The sequence below is a fragment of the Rhodococcus sp. Z13_19A genome, assembly GCF_058133575.1.
In genome coordinates this window covers 888,740-904,694 of sequence record NZ_JBYUNN010000002.1, presented here as the reverse complement: position 1 = coordinate 904,694, position 15,955 = coordinate 888,740, and the positions used below count along the sequence as shown (strand labels likewise).

General features: G+C 71.9%; 16 protein-coding genes. 5 read left to right on the top strand and 11 right to left on the bottom strand.

Annotated features, from left to right (window positions below):
* Positions 1–18 precede the first annotated feature (18 nt).
* Positions 19–2,940 (bottom strand): excinuclease ABC subunit UvrA, encoded by a 2,922-nt coding sequence (gene uvrA, locus AC3YNX_RS10965; protein WP_127782606.1) that lies wholly within the window; start codon positions 2,938–2,940, stop codon positions 19–21.
* 228 nt (positions 2,941–3,168) lie between these two features.
* On the opposite strand from uvrA, the gene AC3YNX_RS10960 reads away from it, so the two are divergent.
* A complete protein-coding gene (locus AC3YNX_RS10960) occupies positions 3,169–3,837 on the top strand; it encodes an MBL fold metallo-hydrolase (RefSeq protein WP_489995469.1) in 669 nt (222 codons plus the stop codon).
* A 7-nt stretch (positions 3,838–3,844) separates the two neighbouring features.
* Here AC3YNX_RS10960 and AC3YNX_RS10955 read toward each other — a convergent pair whose 3' ends face one another.
* Entirely contained in the window at positions 3,845–4,936 is a 1,092-nt protein-coding gene (locus AC3YNX_RS10955) for a winged helix DNA-binding domain-containing protein (protein ID WP_489995468.1), read from the bottom strand.
* A 100-nt stretch (positions 4,937–5,036) separates the two neighbouring features.
* Complete coding sequence (locus AC3YNX_RS10950) at positions 5,037–5,636, bottom strand: TetR/AcrR family transcriptional regulator (RefSeq protein WP_164860590.1); 600 nt, start codon at positions 5,634–5,636, stop codon at positions 5,037–5,039.
* 157 nt (positions 5,637–5,793) lie between these two features.
* On the opposite strand from AC3YNX_RS10950, the gene AC3YNX_RS10945 reads away from it, so the two are divergent.
* Positions 5,794–7,413 (top strand): MFS transporter, encoded by a 1,620-nt coding sequence (locus tag AC3YNX_RS10945; RefSeq protein ID WP_489995467.1) that lies wholly within the window; start codon positions 5,794–5,796, stop codon positions 7,411–7,413.
* Here the strand turns inward: AC3YNX_RS10945 and AC3YNX_RS10940 are convergent.
* A complete protein-coding gene (locus tag AC3YNX_RS10940; protein WP_489995466.1) occupies positions 7,361–7,762 on the bottom strand; it encodes a hypothetical protein in 402 nt (133 codons plus the stop codon). The two genes, AC3YNX_RS10945 and AC3YNX_RS10940, sit on opposite strands and share 53 nt — an antisense overlap.
* 282 nt (positions 7,763–8,044) lie before the next feature.
* Here AC3YNX_RS10940 and AC3YNX_RS10935 point away from each other — a divergent pair, with 282 nt between their 5' ends.
* Positions 8,045–8,665, top strand: a complete 621-nt coding sequence (locus AC3YNX_RS10935; RefSeq protein WP_489995465.1) for a dihydrofolate reductase family protein — start codon at positions 8,045–8,047, stop codon at positions 8,663–8,665.
* A 40-nt stretch (positions 8,666–8,705) separates the two neighbouring features.
* Here AC3YNX_RS10935 and AC3YNX_RS10930 read toward each other — a convergent pair whose 3' ends face one another.
* The 7 genes from AC3YNX_RS10930 to AC3YNX_RS10900 all read right to left on the bottom strand — a co-directional run bounded on the left by AC3YNX_RS10930 (position 8,706) and on the right by AC3YNX_RS10900 (position 14,550).
* The gene (locus AC3YNX_RS10930; protein WP_489995464.1) at positions 8,706–9,932 is read right to left on the bottom strand and encodes an O-succinylhomoserine sulfhydrylase; all 1,227 of its coding nucleotides are present in this window, start codon (positions 9,930–9,932) and stop codon (positions 8,706–8,708) included.
* Entirely contained in the window at positions 9,896–10,324 is a 429-nt protein-coding gene (locus tag AC3YNX_RS10925; RefSeq protein ID WP_489995463.1) for a rhodanese-like domain-containing protein, read from the bottom strand. The genes AC3YNX_RS10930 and AC3YNX_RS10925 overlap by 37 nt, the downstream gene beginning before the upstream one ends.
* Complete coding sequence (locus AC3YNX_RS10920) at positions 10,321–10,524, bottom strand: DUF1737 domain-containing protein (RefSeq protein WP_127782597.1); 204 nt, start codon at positions 10,522–10,524, stop codon at positions 10,321–10,323. The genes AC3YNX_RS10925 and AC3YNX_RS10920 overlap by 4 nt, the downstream gene beginning before the upstream one ends.
* A 57-nt stretch (positions 10,525–10,581) precedes the next feature.
* Positions 10,582–11,472 carry an SCO6745 family protein gene (locus AC3YNX_RS10915; protein ID WP_489995518.1) on the bottom strand — a complete coding sequence of 297 codons (891 nt, stop codon included), beginning with the start codon at positions 11,470–11,472 and terminating at the stop codon, positions 10,582–10,584.
* A gap of 141 nt (positions 11,473–11,613) precedes the next feature.
* Positions 11,614–12,759 carry an adenylate/guanylate cyclase domain-containing protein gene (locus AC3YNX_RS10910; RefSeq protein WP_241249809.1) on the bottom strand — a complete coding sequence of 382 codons (1,146 nt, stop codon included), beginning with the start codon at positions 12,757–12,759 and terminating at the stop codon, positions 11,614–11,616.
* Positions 12,756–13,208, bottom strand: a complete 453-nt coding sequence (locus tag AC3YNX_RS10905; RefSeq protein ID WP_127782596.1) for a universal stress protein — start codon at positions 13,206–13,208, stop codon at positions 12,756–12,758. Before AC3YNX_RS10905 ends, AC3YNX_RS10910 begins: the two co-directional genes overlap by 4 nt.
* An 88-nt stretch (positions 13,209–13,296) precedes the next feature.
* Positions 13,297–14,550: a glycosyltransferase family 87 protein gene (locus AC3YNX_RS10900; protein WP_489984031.1), complete on the bottom strand. Its 1,254-nt coding sequence runs from the start codon at positions 14,548–14,550 to the stop codon at positions 13,297–13,299.
* A gap of 340 nt (positions 14,551–14,890) precedes the next feature.
* Between AC3YNX_RS10900 and AC3YNX_RS10895 the strand changes: the two genes are divergently transcribed.
* Entirely contained in the window at positions 14,891–15,586 is a 696-nt protein-coding gene (locus AC3YNX_RS10895; protein ID WP_489995462.1) for a DUF6084 family protein, read from the top strand.
* Positions 15,587–15,596: 10 nt separating this feature from the next.
* Complete coding sequence (locus tag AC3YNX_RS10890; protein ID WP_127782594.1) at positions 15,597–15,893, top strand: antibiotic biosynthesis monooxygenase family protein; 297 nt, start codon at positions 15,597–15,599, stop codon at positions 15,891–15,893.
* Positions 15,894–15,955 lie beyond the last annotated feature (62 nt).

Here is a 15,955-nt window from a genome sequence, read left to right as displayed (position 1 = left end):
TTCCACCCGTCGGTGGGGCTACCCCGCTGGGACGGCTACCTTCTCCTTGCGCTTGATCGGGGGGATCACTGTGGGTGCTTCTGTGGGGGCGGCCTCGAGGGCGTCCTTGAGGTAGCGGCCGGTGTAGCTCTCCGGCACCGCGGCAACGTCTTCCGGCGTGCCCTGGGCGATGAGCCGGCCACCGCCGGCACCGCCCTCCGGGCCCATGTCCAGGACCCAGTCGGCCGTCTTGATCACATCGAGGTTGTGCTCGATGACGATGACGGTGTTTCCCTTGTCGACCAGGCCGTTGATCACGCCGAGGAGCTTGCGGATGTCCTCGAAGTGCAGCCCGGTGGTGGGCTCGTCCAGCACGTAGACGGTGCGGCCGGTGGAGCGCTTCTGCAGCTCCGCCGCCAGCTTGACCCGCTGCGCCTCACCACCGGAGAGGGTGGGAGCTGGCTGGCCGAGCCGGACGTAGCCCAGCCCAACGTCCACCAGCGTCTGCAGGTAGCGGTGGATGGAGGTGATGGACTGGAAGAACTCGGCCGCCTGCTCGATGGGCATGTCCAGCACCTCGGCGATGGTCTTGCCCTTGTAGTGCACCTCCAGGGTCTCCCGGTTGTAGCGCGCACCGTGGCATACCTCGCAGGGCACGTACACGTCCGGCAGGAAGTTCATCTCGATCTTCAGCGTGCCGTCGCCGGAGCAGGCCTCGCACCGGCCGCCCTTGATGTTGAACGAGAACCGGCCGGGCTGGTAGCCGCGCACCTTGGCCTCCACGGTGGAGGCGAACAGCGTGCGGATCTTGTCGAACACCCCGGTGTAGGTGGCCGCGTTGGAGCGTGGGGTGCGCCCGATGGGCGACTGGTCCACCTGCACCAGCTTGTCCAGCTGGTCCAGCCCGTTCACCCGGGTGTGCCGCCCGGGCACCTGGCGGGCCCGGTTGAGCTTGTTGGCCATCACCGTGGCCAGGATGTCGTTGACCAGGGTGGACTTGCCGGAGCCGGAGACCCCCGTGACCGCGGTGAGCACCCCGAGCGGGAAGCTCACGTCGATGTCGTGCAGGTTGTGCTCGCGCGCGCCCACCACGGTGACCTGCCGCTTGCGGTCGATCTTGCGGCGCTGGGCGGGCAGCGGGATGGCCATCCGGCCGGACAGGTACGCGCCGGTGAGGGACTCGGTGTTCTCCAGCAGCCCTGCGTAGGTGCCGCTGTGCACCACGTGGCCGCCGTGCTCGCCGGCGCGCGGGCCGATGTCCACCACCCAGTCGGACTGGCGGATGGTGTCCTCGTCGTGCTCCACCACGATCAGCGTGTTGCCCAGGTCGCGCAGCCGGGTGAGGGTCTCGATGAGCCGCCGGTTGTCGCGCTGGTGCAGCCCGATGGAGGGCTCGTCCAGCACGTACAGCACGCCCACCAGGCCGGAGCCGATCTGGGTGGCCAGGCGGATGCGCTGGGCCTCGCCACCAGAGAGCGTGCCGGCGGCGCGGTCCAGGGACAGGTACTCCAGGCCGACGTCGAGCAGGAAGCCCAGCCGGGCCTGGATCTCCTTGAGCACCTGGCCGGCGATCATCTGCTCGCGCGGGCCGAGCTGCATGGCGTTGAGGAAGGCGGAGCAGTCGGCCACCGACAGCGCACAGACCTCGGCGATGGACAGCGGCTGCTCGTCGCCCAGGGTGACCGCGAGGATCTCCGGCTTCAGCCGGGTGCCGTGGCAGGCCGGGCAGGGCACCTCTCGCATGTAGCCGTCGTACTTCTCCTTCATGTACTCCGACTCGGTCTGCTCCAGGCGCCGCTCCAGGAACGGCATGACGCCCTCGAAGGCGGCGTAGTAGGAGCGGGTGCGCCCGTAGCGGTTGGTGTACTTGACGTGCACCTGGTCGTCGGAGCCGCCCAGCACGGCCTTGCGCACCTTGGCGGGCAGCTTCTTCCACGGCGTGTCCATGGAGAAGCCCATGGCCTGTGACAACCCGGACAGCAGGCGGTTGAAGTACTCCGCGGTCTGCCCGCTGGACCAGGGTGCGATGGCGCCGTCGGCCAGGCTGAGCTCGTCGTCGGGGACCACCAGCTCGGGGTCGACCTCCTTGCGCACGCCGATTCCGGTGCACTCCGGGCAGGCGCCGTAGGGCGAGTTGAAGGAGAACGAGCGCGGCTCGAGGTCGTCGATGGCCAGCGGGTGGTTGTTGGGGCAGGCCATCTTCTCGGAGAAGCGGCGCTCACGGTCGGGGGCGTCCTCGTCGCGGTCGACGAACTCCAGCACGATGACGCCCTCGGCCAGGCGCAGCGCGGTCTCCACCGAGTCGGTGAGCCGCTGCTTGGCGCTGTCCTTGACGCTGAGGCGGTCGACCACCACCTCGATGTCGTGCTTCTCCTGCTTCTTCAGCTTGGGTGGGTTGGTCAGCTGGTGCACGGTGCCATCCACCCGGACCCGGGAGTAGCCCTGGCTGCGCAGCTGCTCGAAGAGATCGACGAACTCCCCCTTGCGGGTGCGCACCACGGGGGCGAGCACCTGGAAGCGCGCGCCCTCCTCCATGGCCAGCACCTGGTCGACGATCTGCTGCGGGGTCTGGCGGGAGATCAGCTCGCCGCAGACCGGGCAGTGCGGGGTGCCGGCGCGGGCGTAGAGCAGGCGCAGGTAGTCGTAGACCTCGGTGATGGTGCCCACCGTGGACCGCGGGTTGCGGTTGGTGGACTTCTGGTCGATGGAGACCGCCGGCGAGAGGCCCTCGATGAAGTCCACGTCAGGCTTGTCCATCTGCCCCAGGAACTGGCGGGCGTAGGCCGAGAGCGACTCGACGTAGCGGCGCTGCCCCTCGGCGAAGATGGTGTCGAAGGCGAGGCTGGACTTGCCCGAGCCGGACAGCCCGGTGAAGACGATGAGGCTGTCCCGGGGCAGGTCGATGTCGATCCCCTGCAGGTTGTGCTCGCGAGCGCCACGGACGACCAGACGGTCAGCCACTCCAGATCCCTTCATCACGCACTAGTTCCCCTGCGCACCACTGCACACCCGGCAGCACACCGCGGTGCACCGAGTGTGGCCAACATCCGCCACGAGGTGACCACATCCGATATGCGACCGGTGTGGCCGGATGTCGCGCTCTCCTCCATGGTAGGTCGGCGCCCCGACAAGAACCGGGCGGCCAGTCGCTCCCCCGGTCTGGACGTGACGCCGGTAACGTTGTGCACCATGCAGGTTGACGCGCACTACACAGGCTCGGTGACCCCGGGTGGGGCCGCGCAGCGCAAGGACTTTCCCGGCGGGACCCTCACCAAGGTGTCGGTGGGCCCGATGGACAACAACGCCTACCTGGTGGTGTGCCATTCCACCGGCAAGTCCTTGCTCATCGACGCCGCGAACGACGCCGACCGCCTCACCGAGCTGCTCGACGAGCAGGCCCCCGAGCTGTCGCTGGTGGTGACCACCCACCAGCACCCTGACCACTGGCAGGCCCTGGCCGACGTGGTCGGCGGCACCGGCTCCCCCACCGCCGCGCACGCGCTGGACGCCGCCCCGCTGCCGGTGGTCCCGGACCGCGTGCTCGCCCACGGCGACACCGTCGAGGTGGGTGACCTACGGCTGGAGGTGATCCACCTGCGCGGCCACACGCCTGGCTCGGTGGCCCTGCTGCTGCGCGCCGGCGAGCAGAAGCACCTCTTCACCGGCGACAGCCTGTTCCCGGGCGGGCCGGGAAAGACGCAGAACCCGGAGGACTTCGGCCAGCTGATGGACGACCTGGAGGAGCGCGTCTTCGGGACGCTGCCCGACGACACCGTCGTCTACCCCGGCCACGGGCGCGACACCAACCTGGGCATCGAGCGTCCGCAGCTGGGCGAGTGGCGCGCCCGCGGCTGGTGACCGCCGGCTAGGGCAGCTGCTCGTACAGCCGGGACAGCGCTGACTCCACCTCGGGGGTGAAGGCGGTGAACGGGGTGGCGCTGATGGTCTGCTGCGCGCCGCGCCCCGCCCGCCGCCAGGTGCCCACGATGCGCCCGGCGCTCACCACGGTGGACAGGAACATCCCGTTGCCGCCGGGCACCACCCGGCCGGCGTGCTCGGTGTCCAGCTGCGCCCGGCGATCGCCGTAGCCCAGCACCAGCTCGTCGAAGCCGGGCAGCAGCAGCACCCCCTCGGCCTCCTCGCGCGCGGCAGCGAGCCGCTCGGGAGTCTGCGGGTCCATCAGGTGCTCGGTGCCGTCGCCGTCGGCGCCCGCCACCTCGACGCTGAGCAGGTGCAGCCGGGCCAGCTCCACCCCGGTGCGGCGGTCGCCCACCCGCAGGTGGGCCCACCGGCCCAGGTCGGCCGGGGTGGCGGGGCCGTGGCTGCGGAAGTAGCGCAGCGCCAGCTCACCCAGGGCCTCCTCGCGCTCGAGCCGGCGGGGCCGGCGCACCCAGTCGCGCGCGAGCACCAGCAGGTGCTGCCCGTTCCGGGTAGGGCCGAAGACCAGGGTGCCGGTCATGGCCAGGTAGCCGAGCAGGTGCGCACCGCGCTGCTCGCGGGTGGCCAGACCCGCGTCGTCCCACACCGCGAACAGCTCGCTGCGGGTGAGGCCAGCTCCCCCGGCCAGCGCCTGCTCGGCCAGCTGCCCGGCACGGTCGAGGTCGTCCTCGGTGAGCCCGAGGCTGCGGCGCCGGCCCGCGCTGGCGGCCACCACCCGCGGGGTGAGCAGCGGCAGCATCCAGGCCACGTCCTCGGCGGGCAGCAGGTGCAGCGTGCCGCGCATGGGCCAGGTCCGCACCACCTCGCCGGCGTCCAGCGCGGCCACCACGTCGGCGCGGGTGCCGGCGGCGGTGCGCAGCGCCACCGAGGTGAGCGAGCCGGGGTGGTCCTGGGCCTGCACCGCGCCCATCCACCGCACCGCCTCGGCCGCGGTGGCGGCACGTGGCCCCGCCAGCCGCTGCGCCGCCAGCCGCAGCAGCGCCACCTCCGGCAGCGTCACGTTCTGCACCGTGGCCATGGGTTCACGGTCGCACGCCACGCCGACAGGATGGTGCGTCTGCAAGTACCACCAACCGCCCCGCGCCGCGTCCGCAACCGCTGCCAAGCAGGCTGGAGCGTCAGCTCGCGGTGAGGCCCGTGATCACCAGGTCGAGCAGCCGTCCGTAGGTCGCCTCCGGGTCGACCGCCACGGTGCACCCGGCCAGCTCTAGCGACACCGCCCCGTGCACCGCCGCCCAGATCTGGCTGGCAAGGTCCTCGGCGTCACCGGTGGCGATCGCCCGCTGCGCCATGGCGTGCTGCACGTGCCCCACCAGCTCGCCGAACGCCGCCATGGCCGCCTCCTGCACCTGCTCGGAGGCGAACCCCGCGCCGGTGGTGGCGTCGAACATGACGCGGTAGTGCTGCGGGTGCGACAGCGCGAACTCTCGGTAGCGCACGCCGCAGCACCGCAACCGCTGCAGCGGGTCGGCCTCGCCGCGGGGGGCCACCGCGTCACGCAGCCCGTGGAAGCCGCGCACCAACAGCTCGCGCTCCAGGCCCTCCTTGTCGCCGAAGCGGTTGTAGACACCCATCGGCGCCACCCCGGCCTCGGTCGCCACCGCGCGCACGGTCACGCCGGACGGGCCCTCTCGCACCAGCACCGCCTCGGCGGCGTCCACCAGCGCAGCCCGCACGTCACCGCTGGGGGTGCGCACCCGACGCGTGGATCCCGCCACCGGTACCTCCTTGGCCTTGCTGATCGCCGTGCCACGCCCTGCTGGCCAACGCGCTGGCTCGACTGCCAGCAATGACCGCAAGTTACCCCTTGCCAGCACCCCCATCGTAGATAACACTGTTCCACATCAGTAGTACATCGTTCTACAGGAGAACCTGATGGCTGCACCACGACTCGACCCGCCCCACGCCGCTGCCCCGCACCCACGCCGCTGGTGGGCGCTGGCCGTGCTGTGCCTGAGCGTGCTCATCGTGTTGGTGGACAACACCATCGTGAACGTCGCGCTCCCCACGCTGAGCCGCGAGCTGCGGGCCTCCACCAGCGACCTGCAGTGGCTGGTGGACGCCTACACCCTGCTGTTCGCCGGGCTGATGCTCACCGGTGGCGGGCTCGGAGACCGCTTCGGGCGCAAGCCGGTGCTGCAGGTGGGCCTGGTGCTGTTCGCCGCCACCTCGGTGTGGGCGGCCTACGCCTCCACCACCGGCGAGCTGATCGCCGCACGGGCGGCGATGGGGGTGTCCGCAGCCTTGATCTACCCGGCCACGCTGGCCATCCTGTCCACGATCTTCACCGACCGCCGGGAGAAGGCCACCGCGATCGGCATCTGGACGGCGGTGTCCGGGCTCGCGGTGGCGGTGGGGCCGGTCAGCGGCGGGCTGCTCCTGAAGCACTTCTCCTGGAGCTCGATCTTTCTGGTGAACATTCCGCTGGTGGTGCTGGCGCTGGTGGCCGGCAAGCTGCTGCTGCCCAGCTCGCGCGACCCCCACCCGGGCCGGTTCGACGCCGTCGGCGCGGTGCTGTCGGTGGCCTCAGTCGGGCTGCTGGTGTGGACGGTGATCGAGGCACCGGACCACGGGTGGCTCTCGCCGGCCACCCTCGGCGGCTTCGTGGGGGCGGCACTGCTCTCTGTGGTCTTCACCTGGTGGGAGCTGCGCCGGTCGCAGCCGCTGCTGGACGTCCGGGTGTTCGCCAACCGCCGGGTGTCGGCGGCCAGCGCGGCTGTGGCGATGGCCTACTTCGGCCTGTTCGGCTTCATCTTCATGATCACCCAGTACTTCCAGGCGGTACGCGGCTACGACACCCTGCGGGCCGGGGTGGCGACGCTGCCCTTCGCGGTGGTGGTGGGCCTGCTGTCGCCGGTGGCGATCGTGCTGATGAAGCGGTGGGGCACCACCGTGGTGGTCGCCGCCGGTCTGCTGCTGATGAGCTCCGGGTTCCTGCTGGTCACGGTGACCACGGTGGACGCGCCCTACTGGGGGCCGATCGTCGTCGCGATGGTGCTGATGGCAGCAGGGCTGGGACTGACCACCGGCCCGGCCACCGACGCGATCATGGGCGCCCTGCCCGCGGTGCGGGTCGGCGCCGGCTCGGCGATCAACGACACCACTCGCGAGGTGGGCGGGGCCCTGGGGGTCGCGGTCATCGGCTCGGTGCTCAGCTCGGTCTACGGCGGCAAGCTCGCCACCGAGCTCGGCGGGCTCGGGCTGCCGGCCGACGCGGTGTCCGCCGCGCGGCACTCGGTGATAGCCGCCTTCGAGGTGGTCGGGCAGCTGCCCGGCGAGCTCCAGGGCCCGGCGGTCGCCACCGTCCGCACGACCTTCATGGACGGGTTGCACGCGGGTTCGCTCGCCTCCGCCATCGCCACAGCCCTGGCTGCGGTGGGGGTGCTGGTCGCGCTGCCCAAGCACGACCAACACCCCGATCCGTCCCCGGAGGAGCAGACGGCTAACGACGCTGCGGCGCCGGGCACGCGCCAGCCAGCCACCCCACCGAGTTGATCTCCTCGGCGGAGCGAGGGTCCCCGGCGTAGCTGACCTGGTCGGTGCACGGGCGGGCGCTGGCCGTGGGGGTGGTGGTGCCCGGCGGCGACGCGGTGGCGCTGGGCACCGGCGTGCGGGCGGTGCTCGGCGCCGGGCTGGTGCGCGGCGGCACCGGCGCAGCCCGCTCGCGCAGCGTGACCGTCGGCGTGTGCGGTGACGAGGTGGGCGGGGTGGCCAGCGGAACGCTGGCCGTGGGCGCCTCCTCCAGCGTGGCGGACGGCTGCTCCCGGACGCCGGACGGAGCGGGGCGCGCGCACGCGCTGACGACCGTGGTGGCGGCGAGTGCCCCGAGCAGCAACCGCTTCATGGAACGGCCCTCCTGGCTGACTCGCCCATTGCGGACGAACGACAAGAAATGGCAGGTACCAGCCGCCATTACAGACCACGAACGGCTCCGCAGCCATTCCGGGAGCGACGGAGCAGTCGCCGGCTCGGGGCGTCTGCAAGTACCACCACGTGACGGCGGCCCCTCGCCGGGCGACGGATCTACCAGCGCCGATGCCGGCAGTCGATCAGTTTCCTGCGGCTGCGGCGTCCCTTCTCCCAGGACGGCGCACGGTGCGCGCACGGCAGAGGAGGGCGAAACAGCATGGGCGACTTGGTGGTCACCACGTTTCTGACGATGGACGGCGTGATGCAGGCCCCGGGGGGTCCGCCCGAGGACGTCTCCGGCAGTTTCGAGCACGGTGGGTGGCTGGTGCCCTTCGCCGATGAGGACATGGGCGCCCAGGTGGACGAGTGGTTCTCCCACGCCGGGGCGTTCCTGCTCGGTCGCGGCACCTACGAGATCTTCGCCGCGCACTGGCCGAAGGTTCCGGTGGAGGGCGACCGGGTGGCGTGGTCGTTGAACACCCTGCCCAAGCACGTGGCCTCCACCACGCTCAGCGCGGTGGACTGGGAGGCCTCGCAGCTGATCACCGGTGACGTGCCCACGGCGGTGCGGGGGCTGAAGGAGACTGTGGACGGTGAGCTGCAGGTGCACGGCAGCGCCGGGCTGGTGCAGACCCTGCTGACCCACGAGCTGGTGGACGAGCTGCGGCTGATCGTCTTCCCCGTGGTGGTGGGCACGGGCAAGCGGTTGTTCGGCGAGGGCACGGTGCCCACCACCTTCTCGCTGGTCACCTCGGCGAGCACCAGCACCGGCGCCCTCACCGCCGCCTACCGGCACGTGGGCGGGGTGCAGACCGGCTCCTTCCTGCTCGAGGAGTGAGCAGGAAGGACCCTCAGCCAGGACGGCCGGCTGCGCGCCGTCAGGCCTGGCGCAGCGCCTGGTCCAGGTCAGCCCGCAGGTCTTCCACGTCCTCCAGGCCCACCGACAGCCGCACCACGCCGTCGGTGATGCCGACGGCCGCGCGGCCCTCCGCGCCCAGGCGGCGGTGGGTGGTGGTGGCCGGGTGGGTCATCATCGACTTGGCGTCGCCCAGGTTGTTGGAGATGTCGATGATCTGCAGGCGGTTGAGCAGCTCGAAGGCCCGCTCCTTGCCGCCGTCGAGCTCGAAGGTGATGACGGTGCCGCCCCCGGACATCTGCCGCTTCGCCAGCTCCACCTGGGGGTGCGAGGCCAGGAACGGGTAGCGCACCCAGCTGATGCCGGGCTGCTGCTCGAGCCACTCGGCCAGCTGCTGGGTGGTGCCCACCGCGTGGCGCACCCGCAGGCCCATGGTCTCCAGGCCCTTGGTGAGCACCCAGGCGTTGAACGGCGACATGGAGGGCCCGGTGTGGCGCATCAGCGTCTTCACCGGGCCGTCGATGAACTCCTTGCTGCCCAGGATGGCGCCGCCGAGCACGCGCCCCTGGCCGTCCATGTGCTTGGTGGCGGAGTAGACCACCACGTCGGCACCCACCTCGGTGGGCCGCTGCAGCACGGGGGTGGCGAAGACGTTGTCCACCACGACCCTCGCACCCGCGCCGTGGGCGAGCTCCACCACGGCGGCGACGTCCACGATCTCCTGCATCGGGTTGGACGGGCTCTCGAAGAACACTGCGGCGGCCGGGGTGGCCAGCGCCCGCTTCCACTCGTCCAGGTCGCCGCCGTCGATGAACTCGGTGACGATGCCCCAGCGGGGCAGGATCTCGTCGAGGATGACGAAGCACGAGCCGAACAGGCTCTTGGCCGCGACCACCCGGTCGCCGGCCTTGAGCAGGGCCGCGAGCGCGGTGAACACCGCGGACATGCCGCTGGCGGTGGCGAAACAGGCCTCCGCACCCTCCAGCCGCGCCAGGCGCTCCTCGAACATGGCCACCGTGGGGTTGCCGTAGCGGGAGTAGACGAAGCGGTCGACCTCGCCGGCGAACGCCGCCTCAGCGTCCTCGGCAGTGTCGTAGACGAAGCCCGAGGTGAGGAACAGCCCTTCCGACGTCTCCTGGAACTCCGAGCGCGTCACGCCAGAACGCACGGCCAGGGTGTCGGGACGCCAGCTCGGCGTCCCGTCGGTGCTGCTCACGACTGCCTCCACGGGAGCCCCTCGGCTCGCCATCCGGTACTGCCACGGTGGCCGGAGGAGTCCAGCCCACCCTCGAATCCGTCGAGCACGTTGTAGGCCGGGCCGCTGCCGGCCGCCGTCACCGCCCGAGCAGCCGACACCGACCGCTGCCCAGACCGACACAGGAACATCACCGGACGTCCCTGCGCGAGCCGATCCACTTCGTCGGTGAACTCCGGGTTGACCTCGCCCTGGGCGCTGACCCACTCCACCAGGCCGAGCTCGGCCTGCAGGTCGGAGAGGTCGGGCACGCCGACGTGGCGCCACTCCGCGTCGGTGCGGACGTCGACGAGCACAGCGGCGCCGCCGGCCACCGCCTCCCACGCCTCCTGCACGGTCAGGTCACCGGCGTAGCCCTCGGCCGGGCACCCCTGGGGGGCGCTCACCGCGCGGCCTCGCTGTCGTCCAGCACCACGGCCTGGGCCACGATGACCTGCCCGTCGGGCCGGCAGGTGGCGGAGGGCGAGCCGTGCAGGCGGTAGCCCTCGGCCAGTGCCGTGCTCACCCGCTTGCAGAACGTCTGGTCGTCGGGGCCGGTCAGCAACCGGTACCGGAGCCTTCCCTCACCTGGCTGGGGATCACTCACGTGCTTCGTCCCATCGTCTCCGTGCGCGCCGACGTGCTCACCGGCGCGGAGGCGATGTTACGACCCCGGCTCCGCGGCGCTGCGGCCTCGTCCGGCACCCGGGGCGAAAACGCCCTCCGGGACCGCACCCGCGTCGAGGATCACGCGGGACAGCCGGGTTCCGATCTCGGTGAGCCGAAGGGTGCCCGGCACGCCCAGCGCCGCCCAGGGGGCCACGGCCATCCGGTCGGTGGCAGCCTCGACGTCGGCGCGCAGCTGCACGCCGGCCTCGGTGAGCGAGCCGTCCCCGGCCAACAGGCCCCGCTGCCGCAGCGCCTGCTCGGCGTCCGCCCACTGCTGCTCCGACCAGCCGCGGGTGGCCTGCGCGGCCCCCACGGTGAACCCGGTGCCGGTGGCGGTGTGGGTGATCAGCGCCTCGATGCCCGACAGCCCCGCACCCAGCAGTGCCGCCACGTGGCCGTCGCCGCGGTGCTCGCGCAGCAGCGTGATGGCGTGCCAGAGCACCAGCAGCGGGGACTCCGGCCACTCCAGGTCGGCGTGCCCGGCGTGCAGTGCCCGGCCCGCGCTGGTGCAGGCCAGCGCCGCGGTGCGGGCGAGCTCGGCCGCCTCGGCGACCTCGGGCGAGTCGGCGAGCTCCGGGCCCAGCAGCCGGCGCAGCGCCTGCTCGGCCGCCGTCCGGCGGGCGGCCAGCACGGCCGGTGGCTCGGCCAGGGTCCAGGCCCGCGGGAGGTGGCGCGCGATCACGTCGGGGTTGAAGTTGTAGAAGGTGGCCGCCACCGGACCCGGGCCCACCGCCCCCATGGCCGCGGCGCGACCCGCGAAGTAGCACATCCGGCCCGGCCGCAGGCCCGCCTCGGTGAGCCGCTGGTCGGTCTCCGGCACGAAGTAGGTCATCGAGTGGATCATGTCGGTGGCGCGGGCACAGCGAGTGGCCGTGGCGGTGTCCATCGCAGCGGTGTCCAACGTGGAGCTGTCCATCGTGGCGGTGTGCACCGTGGAGCTGTCCATCTCGGGGGTCGTCATCTGCGTGACCCTAGCCACGCCAGGGGCCCCGGCCCAGCGGCACGGCTGCGACAGCGCGCCGCGGGGCTACTTGGCGGTCTGCCGTCGCAGCAGGTACGGGTGCAGCCGGCTGAGCCCGCGCACCCGCACCGGACGCATCGACCGCAGCCGGAACTGCTCGGCGTGCTCCTCCAGCGCCTCGGCCAGCTCGGAGTCGAGCAGCACCGAGTCGGGCTTGGCCACCGAGGTCAGCCTGGCGGCGATGTTGACCACCGAGCCGAAGGCGTCGCCGAAGCGGACGAGGACGGGGCCGTAGGCCATCCCCACCCGGATCCCGGGCAGCACGTCGTCGGCGATCACCCGCTCCTGCAGCTCCAGGGCGATGCGGGCGGCGTGCGCGGGCTCCTGCACGGCGAACATCACCTCGTCGCCCACGGTCTTGACCACCCAGCCGTGTCCCTCGGCGATCACGTCCATGGCGCAGGACTCGAAGCGCTCGATCAGCCGGTCGAGCTCCTCGATGTCGAGCTGGCGGGTGAGCCGGGTGTAGCCCACGATGTCGGCGAAGCCGACGACCAGGCACTGCCGGGAGATCTGCTCGGTGGGACCGACCAGCGCACGGCCGGCGTTCGCAGCGAGGTGGCGGCGCCACACGTAGGACTGCAGCGCCTCGATGGTCGGGAGCAGCCCCTTGGCCACCGAGCCCACCTCGGCGCGCACCACGTCCACGTCCAGCTCGGAACCCTCAGGGGTCTTGTCCACCGCCTCGGCCAGCCGGGTGCCGATGTAGCTGGTCATCAGCCCCACCTGCCACTCGGCGAGCCGGGACAACGACTGGCCCAGGGCGCGGGTCACCGAGATCTCCATCTCGGCCGAGATCACGCCCTCCTCGACCAGCCGGCTGATGGTGCGCAGCGCCTGGACGTCGCCGCGGGTGTACATCACCGCGTCGGGGTCGTCGCCCTGCGCGAAGCCCATGGCCACCCACAGGCGGGTGGCCTGCTCCAGCGGGACACCGGCCTCCTCGGCCGCCTGGTAGCGGTCGTAGCGACGGCGCCCGCCCAGCAGGGTGCGCTCGAGCTCCTCCTGGATGCCCTCGCGCAGCGCCTTGTCGTCGTCGGCCCGGTCGCTCTCGGGGCTCGGGGCTGTGCCCTCGCCCACCGTGTCGGCTCCAGCCGTCGCGGCTGCACCCTCCTCGACGACTGGTGCGGTGTCCTCGGAGTCTGCCGTCACTGCACCGTGTGCACGATCAGGACGTCGCAGTGGGCCTTGCGGGCGGTGTCGGACGGGACGGAGCCGAGCAGCCGACCGGTGAGGCTGTTGAGGCCGCGGTTGCCCACCACGAGCAGGTCGGCCTTCACCTCGTCGATGAGGGCGAGCAGGGTGTCCACCGGCGCGCCGCTGACCGCGCGGGTCTCGATCTCCCCCGCGCCAGCCAGCTTGGCCCGGTCGTGGGCGGTCTGCAGGGTGTCCTGGGCCGGCGCCGAGCCCATCACCTGGTAGGACTCCTCGCGCAGCGCCTCCGAGGCCCGCTTCACCTCGCGCGGGCTGGCCGGGAAGTAGGCGCACGCGATCACCAGGCGCGCACCAGCGTCACCGGCGAGGCTGGCAGCGCGCTCCACCGCGAGGAGTGACGAGTCCGAACCATCAGTACCGACGAGCACGGTGCGATAGGCGGTCAACTGAACCTCCGACGTGGGGCGGGCCGGGCGCCTCTGCCCGGTCTCTGTCAGAGACCGTAACGGTTTTGCCCTGTTTTCGGGGTTGAGGTCATCGCGGCAGGACCGGCTCCGAGCCCTCCTGGACACCGGAGCGCTCCGGGACGTCGAGCTCGGTGCGGCGGGTCGGCCAGCTGCGCTGCCGCTCGCGCGCCACCACCACGGCTCCGACCAGCAGCGCGATGCCGACGAAGCACTCACCGTTGCCGACGAACTGCTGGATCAGGTCCCAGTTGTGCAGCTCGCGGTCGCCGCCACCGGGCAGGTCCCACTGCGCCCCGAGCAGGAACACCACCGTGGCCAGGGCGAGCAGGTAGCGCCACGACCGGTACTGCGGAGCCACCAGCAGCGGCAGCAGCAGGATGACGTAGGCCCAGTGGTGGGAGGCGGCGAACGGGGCGGCGAGCAGGGCCGCCAGCGCCACCACGCACATCGCCAGGACGTGCTCACCGGTGCGGGTGAACTGCCAGGCGGCGTAGGCCGCGGCGGCCACCACCAGCAGCACCGCCAGCGCCCAGAGCCCGGTCTGCACCGCGTCGGGCAGGCCGAGGCGGGCCAGCGGACCCGTGATCGCCTGGTTGGGGCCGTACCAGGGCTTTCCGCCGCGGTCGGTGTCGTAGGCGACGTCGGTCCAGAAGCTCTTGGTGTCCTCCCACGCGAACACCGCACCGATGCCCGCGGCCACCACGAAGGCGACCCCCGCGCGGACGATGGACGCGAAGTCGCGGCGCACCAGCAGGAGCAGGCCGAAGGCCAGCGGGGTGATCTTGATGGCCGCGGCCAGCCCGATGCCCACCCCGCGGAAGCGCTTGGGGATGACGCCGGTGCAGTCGGCCACCACCAGGGCCACGATCACCATGTTCACCTGGCCGAAGCCGATGGTGCCGCGGATCGGCTCCAGCAGCAGCGCCGGGGCGAGCAGGGCCAGCGCGGTGAGCTCGGGCGCGCTGGTGCCGAGGCGACGCATCACCGCCCGCAGCACGAAGTACACCAGGGCCACCGTGCCCAGCGTCCACACCACGTGCAGCACGTCGAGGGGCAGGAAGGTGACCGGTACCAGGACCACCGCCGCGAACGGCGGGTAGATGTACTTCAGGTCGTAGGGCGAGCCCGGCAGCGAGCCGTACAGCCCCTGACCGTCCAGCAGCGACTTGGCCGCCGCCCGGTACACGTCGAGGTCGATGAAGTCATGGTCGGAGATGACCACCGCGAACAGCACGGCCGCAGCAGCGACGAGCCCCTGCACGACAGCCATGGCCGTGGACGTCGTCCGCGGCGTCGCACGCTCCTGTTCGATGACAGCCATCTAGGTCGAACCTCCAGGCGGGTGGGTGGCAGAAACCGCGTCAGCGTAGCCGCTGAGCGGCGCAAACCGGGCACCCAGCGGCGGTGGCGTGCCCGCCCGGAGCCTGCTGTCCGTGCCCGTCGGACACCGGGTCCTGTTGTGGCCCAGCGCTGGCCAGCAGGGTGATTGCGACGTGCACCACACCGGCGTACACCGGAGGGAGAGACCAGTGCAGGGGGTCGGTGCTCGATCTCGTGGTCACGCACGCTAGCTAGGGGGGAATGGTGCCCGTGCCCGTCGATGCTGCCACCAAGTCCGAACACGCTGTGCACGAGCGCAACCCGGTGAGGCGAGCCCGTCCGTGAGCAGCGCAGCCCCCATGACGCAGCTGTCCTTCGCCGTGCTGGACGTGCAGGCCGAGCCCGCGGCGGCGGTGCCCCAGCTGGTGGCCCGACTGCAGATCGAGGAGTCCAGCGGAGCGCTGGTGCACGCCATGGTCGTGCGGGCGCAGGTGTGCATCGAGCCCCTGCGCCGCGCCGCCGGTGAGGAGCAGGGGCTGCTGAGCCGGTACGGGCCGCGCGAGCCCTGGCGGGAGACCGAGCGCCCGCTGCGGTGGCTGCAGGCCACCACGATGGTGCGAGGCTTCACCGGGGTGACCGAGACCGACCTGCCGCTGCCGTGCACCTACGACTTCAACGTCACCGCGTCGCAGTACCTGCACGCGCTGGGTGAGGGCGCGGTGGGCCTGCGGATGATGTTCTCCGGCACCGTGCTGACCCGCGGCAGCCACGGATTCGGCGTGCAACCGGTGTCGTGGGACTGCGAGGCCAGGCACGAGATGCCGGTGGCCGTGTGGCAGGACCTGATGGCCGAGCACTACCCCGGCACCGGCTGGCTGCGGGTGGGCCACGACGTGATCGCCCGGCTGGCCCGGCACAAGGCCGACCACGGGCTGATCAGCTGGGACGAGACGCTGCGCTCGCTGCTGCCCGCTGGTGAGGCGCCGCGCACCCAGGCCCGGCTGCGGGTGGGCGGAGCGGCCAGCGGGAGCGGCTAGGGTCCGGTTCATGGTCATCGAGGTCGCACAGCTCACCATCAACGCCGACGCCGCGGAAGGGTTCGCGGAGGTCTTCGCCGCGGCGGTGCCGCACGTCGCGGGCGCCCACGGCTTTCGCAGCGCACAGCTCACCCGCAGCATCGAGTCACCCCTGCGGTTCGTGCTGCTGGTGGAGTGGGAGACCCTGGCCGACCACACCGAGGGCTTCCGCGGCTCCCCCGCCTTCGCCGAGTGGCGTGCACTGGTGGGGCCGCACTTCGCCGAGCCACCGCACGTGGAGCACGTCGAGGTGGTCGGGTCCGCCTAGCTCCTCGGAGCCGACGGGTGTCACCGGGTCCGCCTAGCTCCTCGGAGCCGACGAGTGTCACC

Excerpts from the sequence above, each read along its gene's own strand:
- AC3YNX_RS10960 (WP_489995469.1), top strand. The coding sequence starts at position 3,169 with ATGCAGGTTGACGCGCACTACACAGGCTCGGTGACCCCGGGTGGGGCC.
- AC3YNX_RS10955 (WP_489995468.1), bottom strand. The coding sequence starts at position 4,936 with ATGGCCACGGTGCAGAACGTGACGCTGCCGGAGGTGGCGCTGCTGCGG.
- AC3YNX_RS10945 (WP_489995467.1), top strand. The coding sequence starts at position 5,794 with ATGGCTGCACCACGACTCGACCCGCCCCACGCCGCTGCCCCGCACCCA.
- AC3YNX_RS10940 (WP_489995466.1), bottom strand. The coding sequence starts at position 7,762 with ATGAAGCGGTTGCTGCTCGGGGCACTCGCCGCCACCACGGTCGTCAGC.
- AC3YNX_RS10935 (WP_489995465.1), top strand. The coding sequence starts at position 8,045 with ATGGGCGACTTGGTGGTCACCACGTTTCTGACGATGGACGGCGTGATG.
- AC3YNX_RS10930 (WP_489995464.1), bottom strand. The coding sequence starts at position 9,932 with ATGGCGAGCCGAGGGGCTCCCGTGGAGGCAGTCGTGAGCAGCACCGAC.
- AC3YNX_RS10915 (WP_489995518.1), bottom strand. The coding sequence starts at position 11,472 with ATGGACACCGCCACGGCCACTCGCTGTGCCCGCGCCACCGACATGATC.
- AC3YNX_RS10900 (WP_489984031.1), bottom strand. The coding sequence starts at position 14,550 with ATGGCTGTCATCGAACAGGAGCGTGCGACGCCGCGGACGACGTCCACG.
- AC3YNX_RS10890 (WP_127782594.1), top strand. The coding sequence starts at position 15,597 with ATGGTCATCGAGGTCGCACAGCTCACCATCAACGCCGACGCCGCGGAA.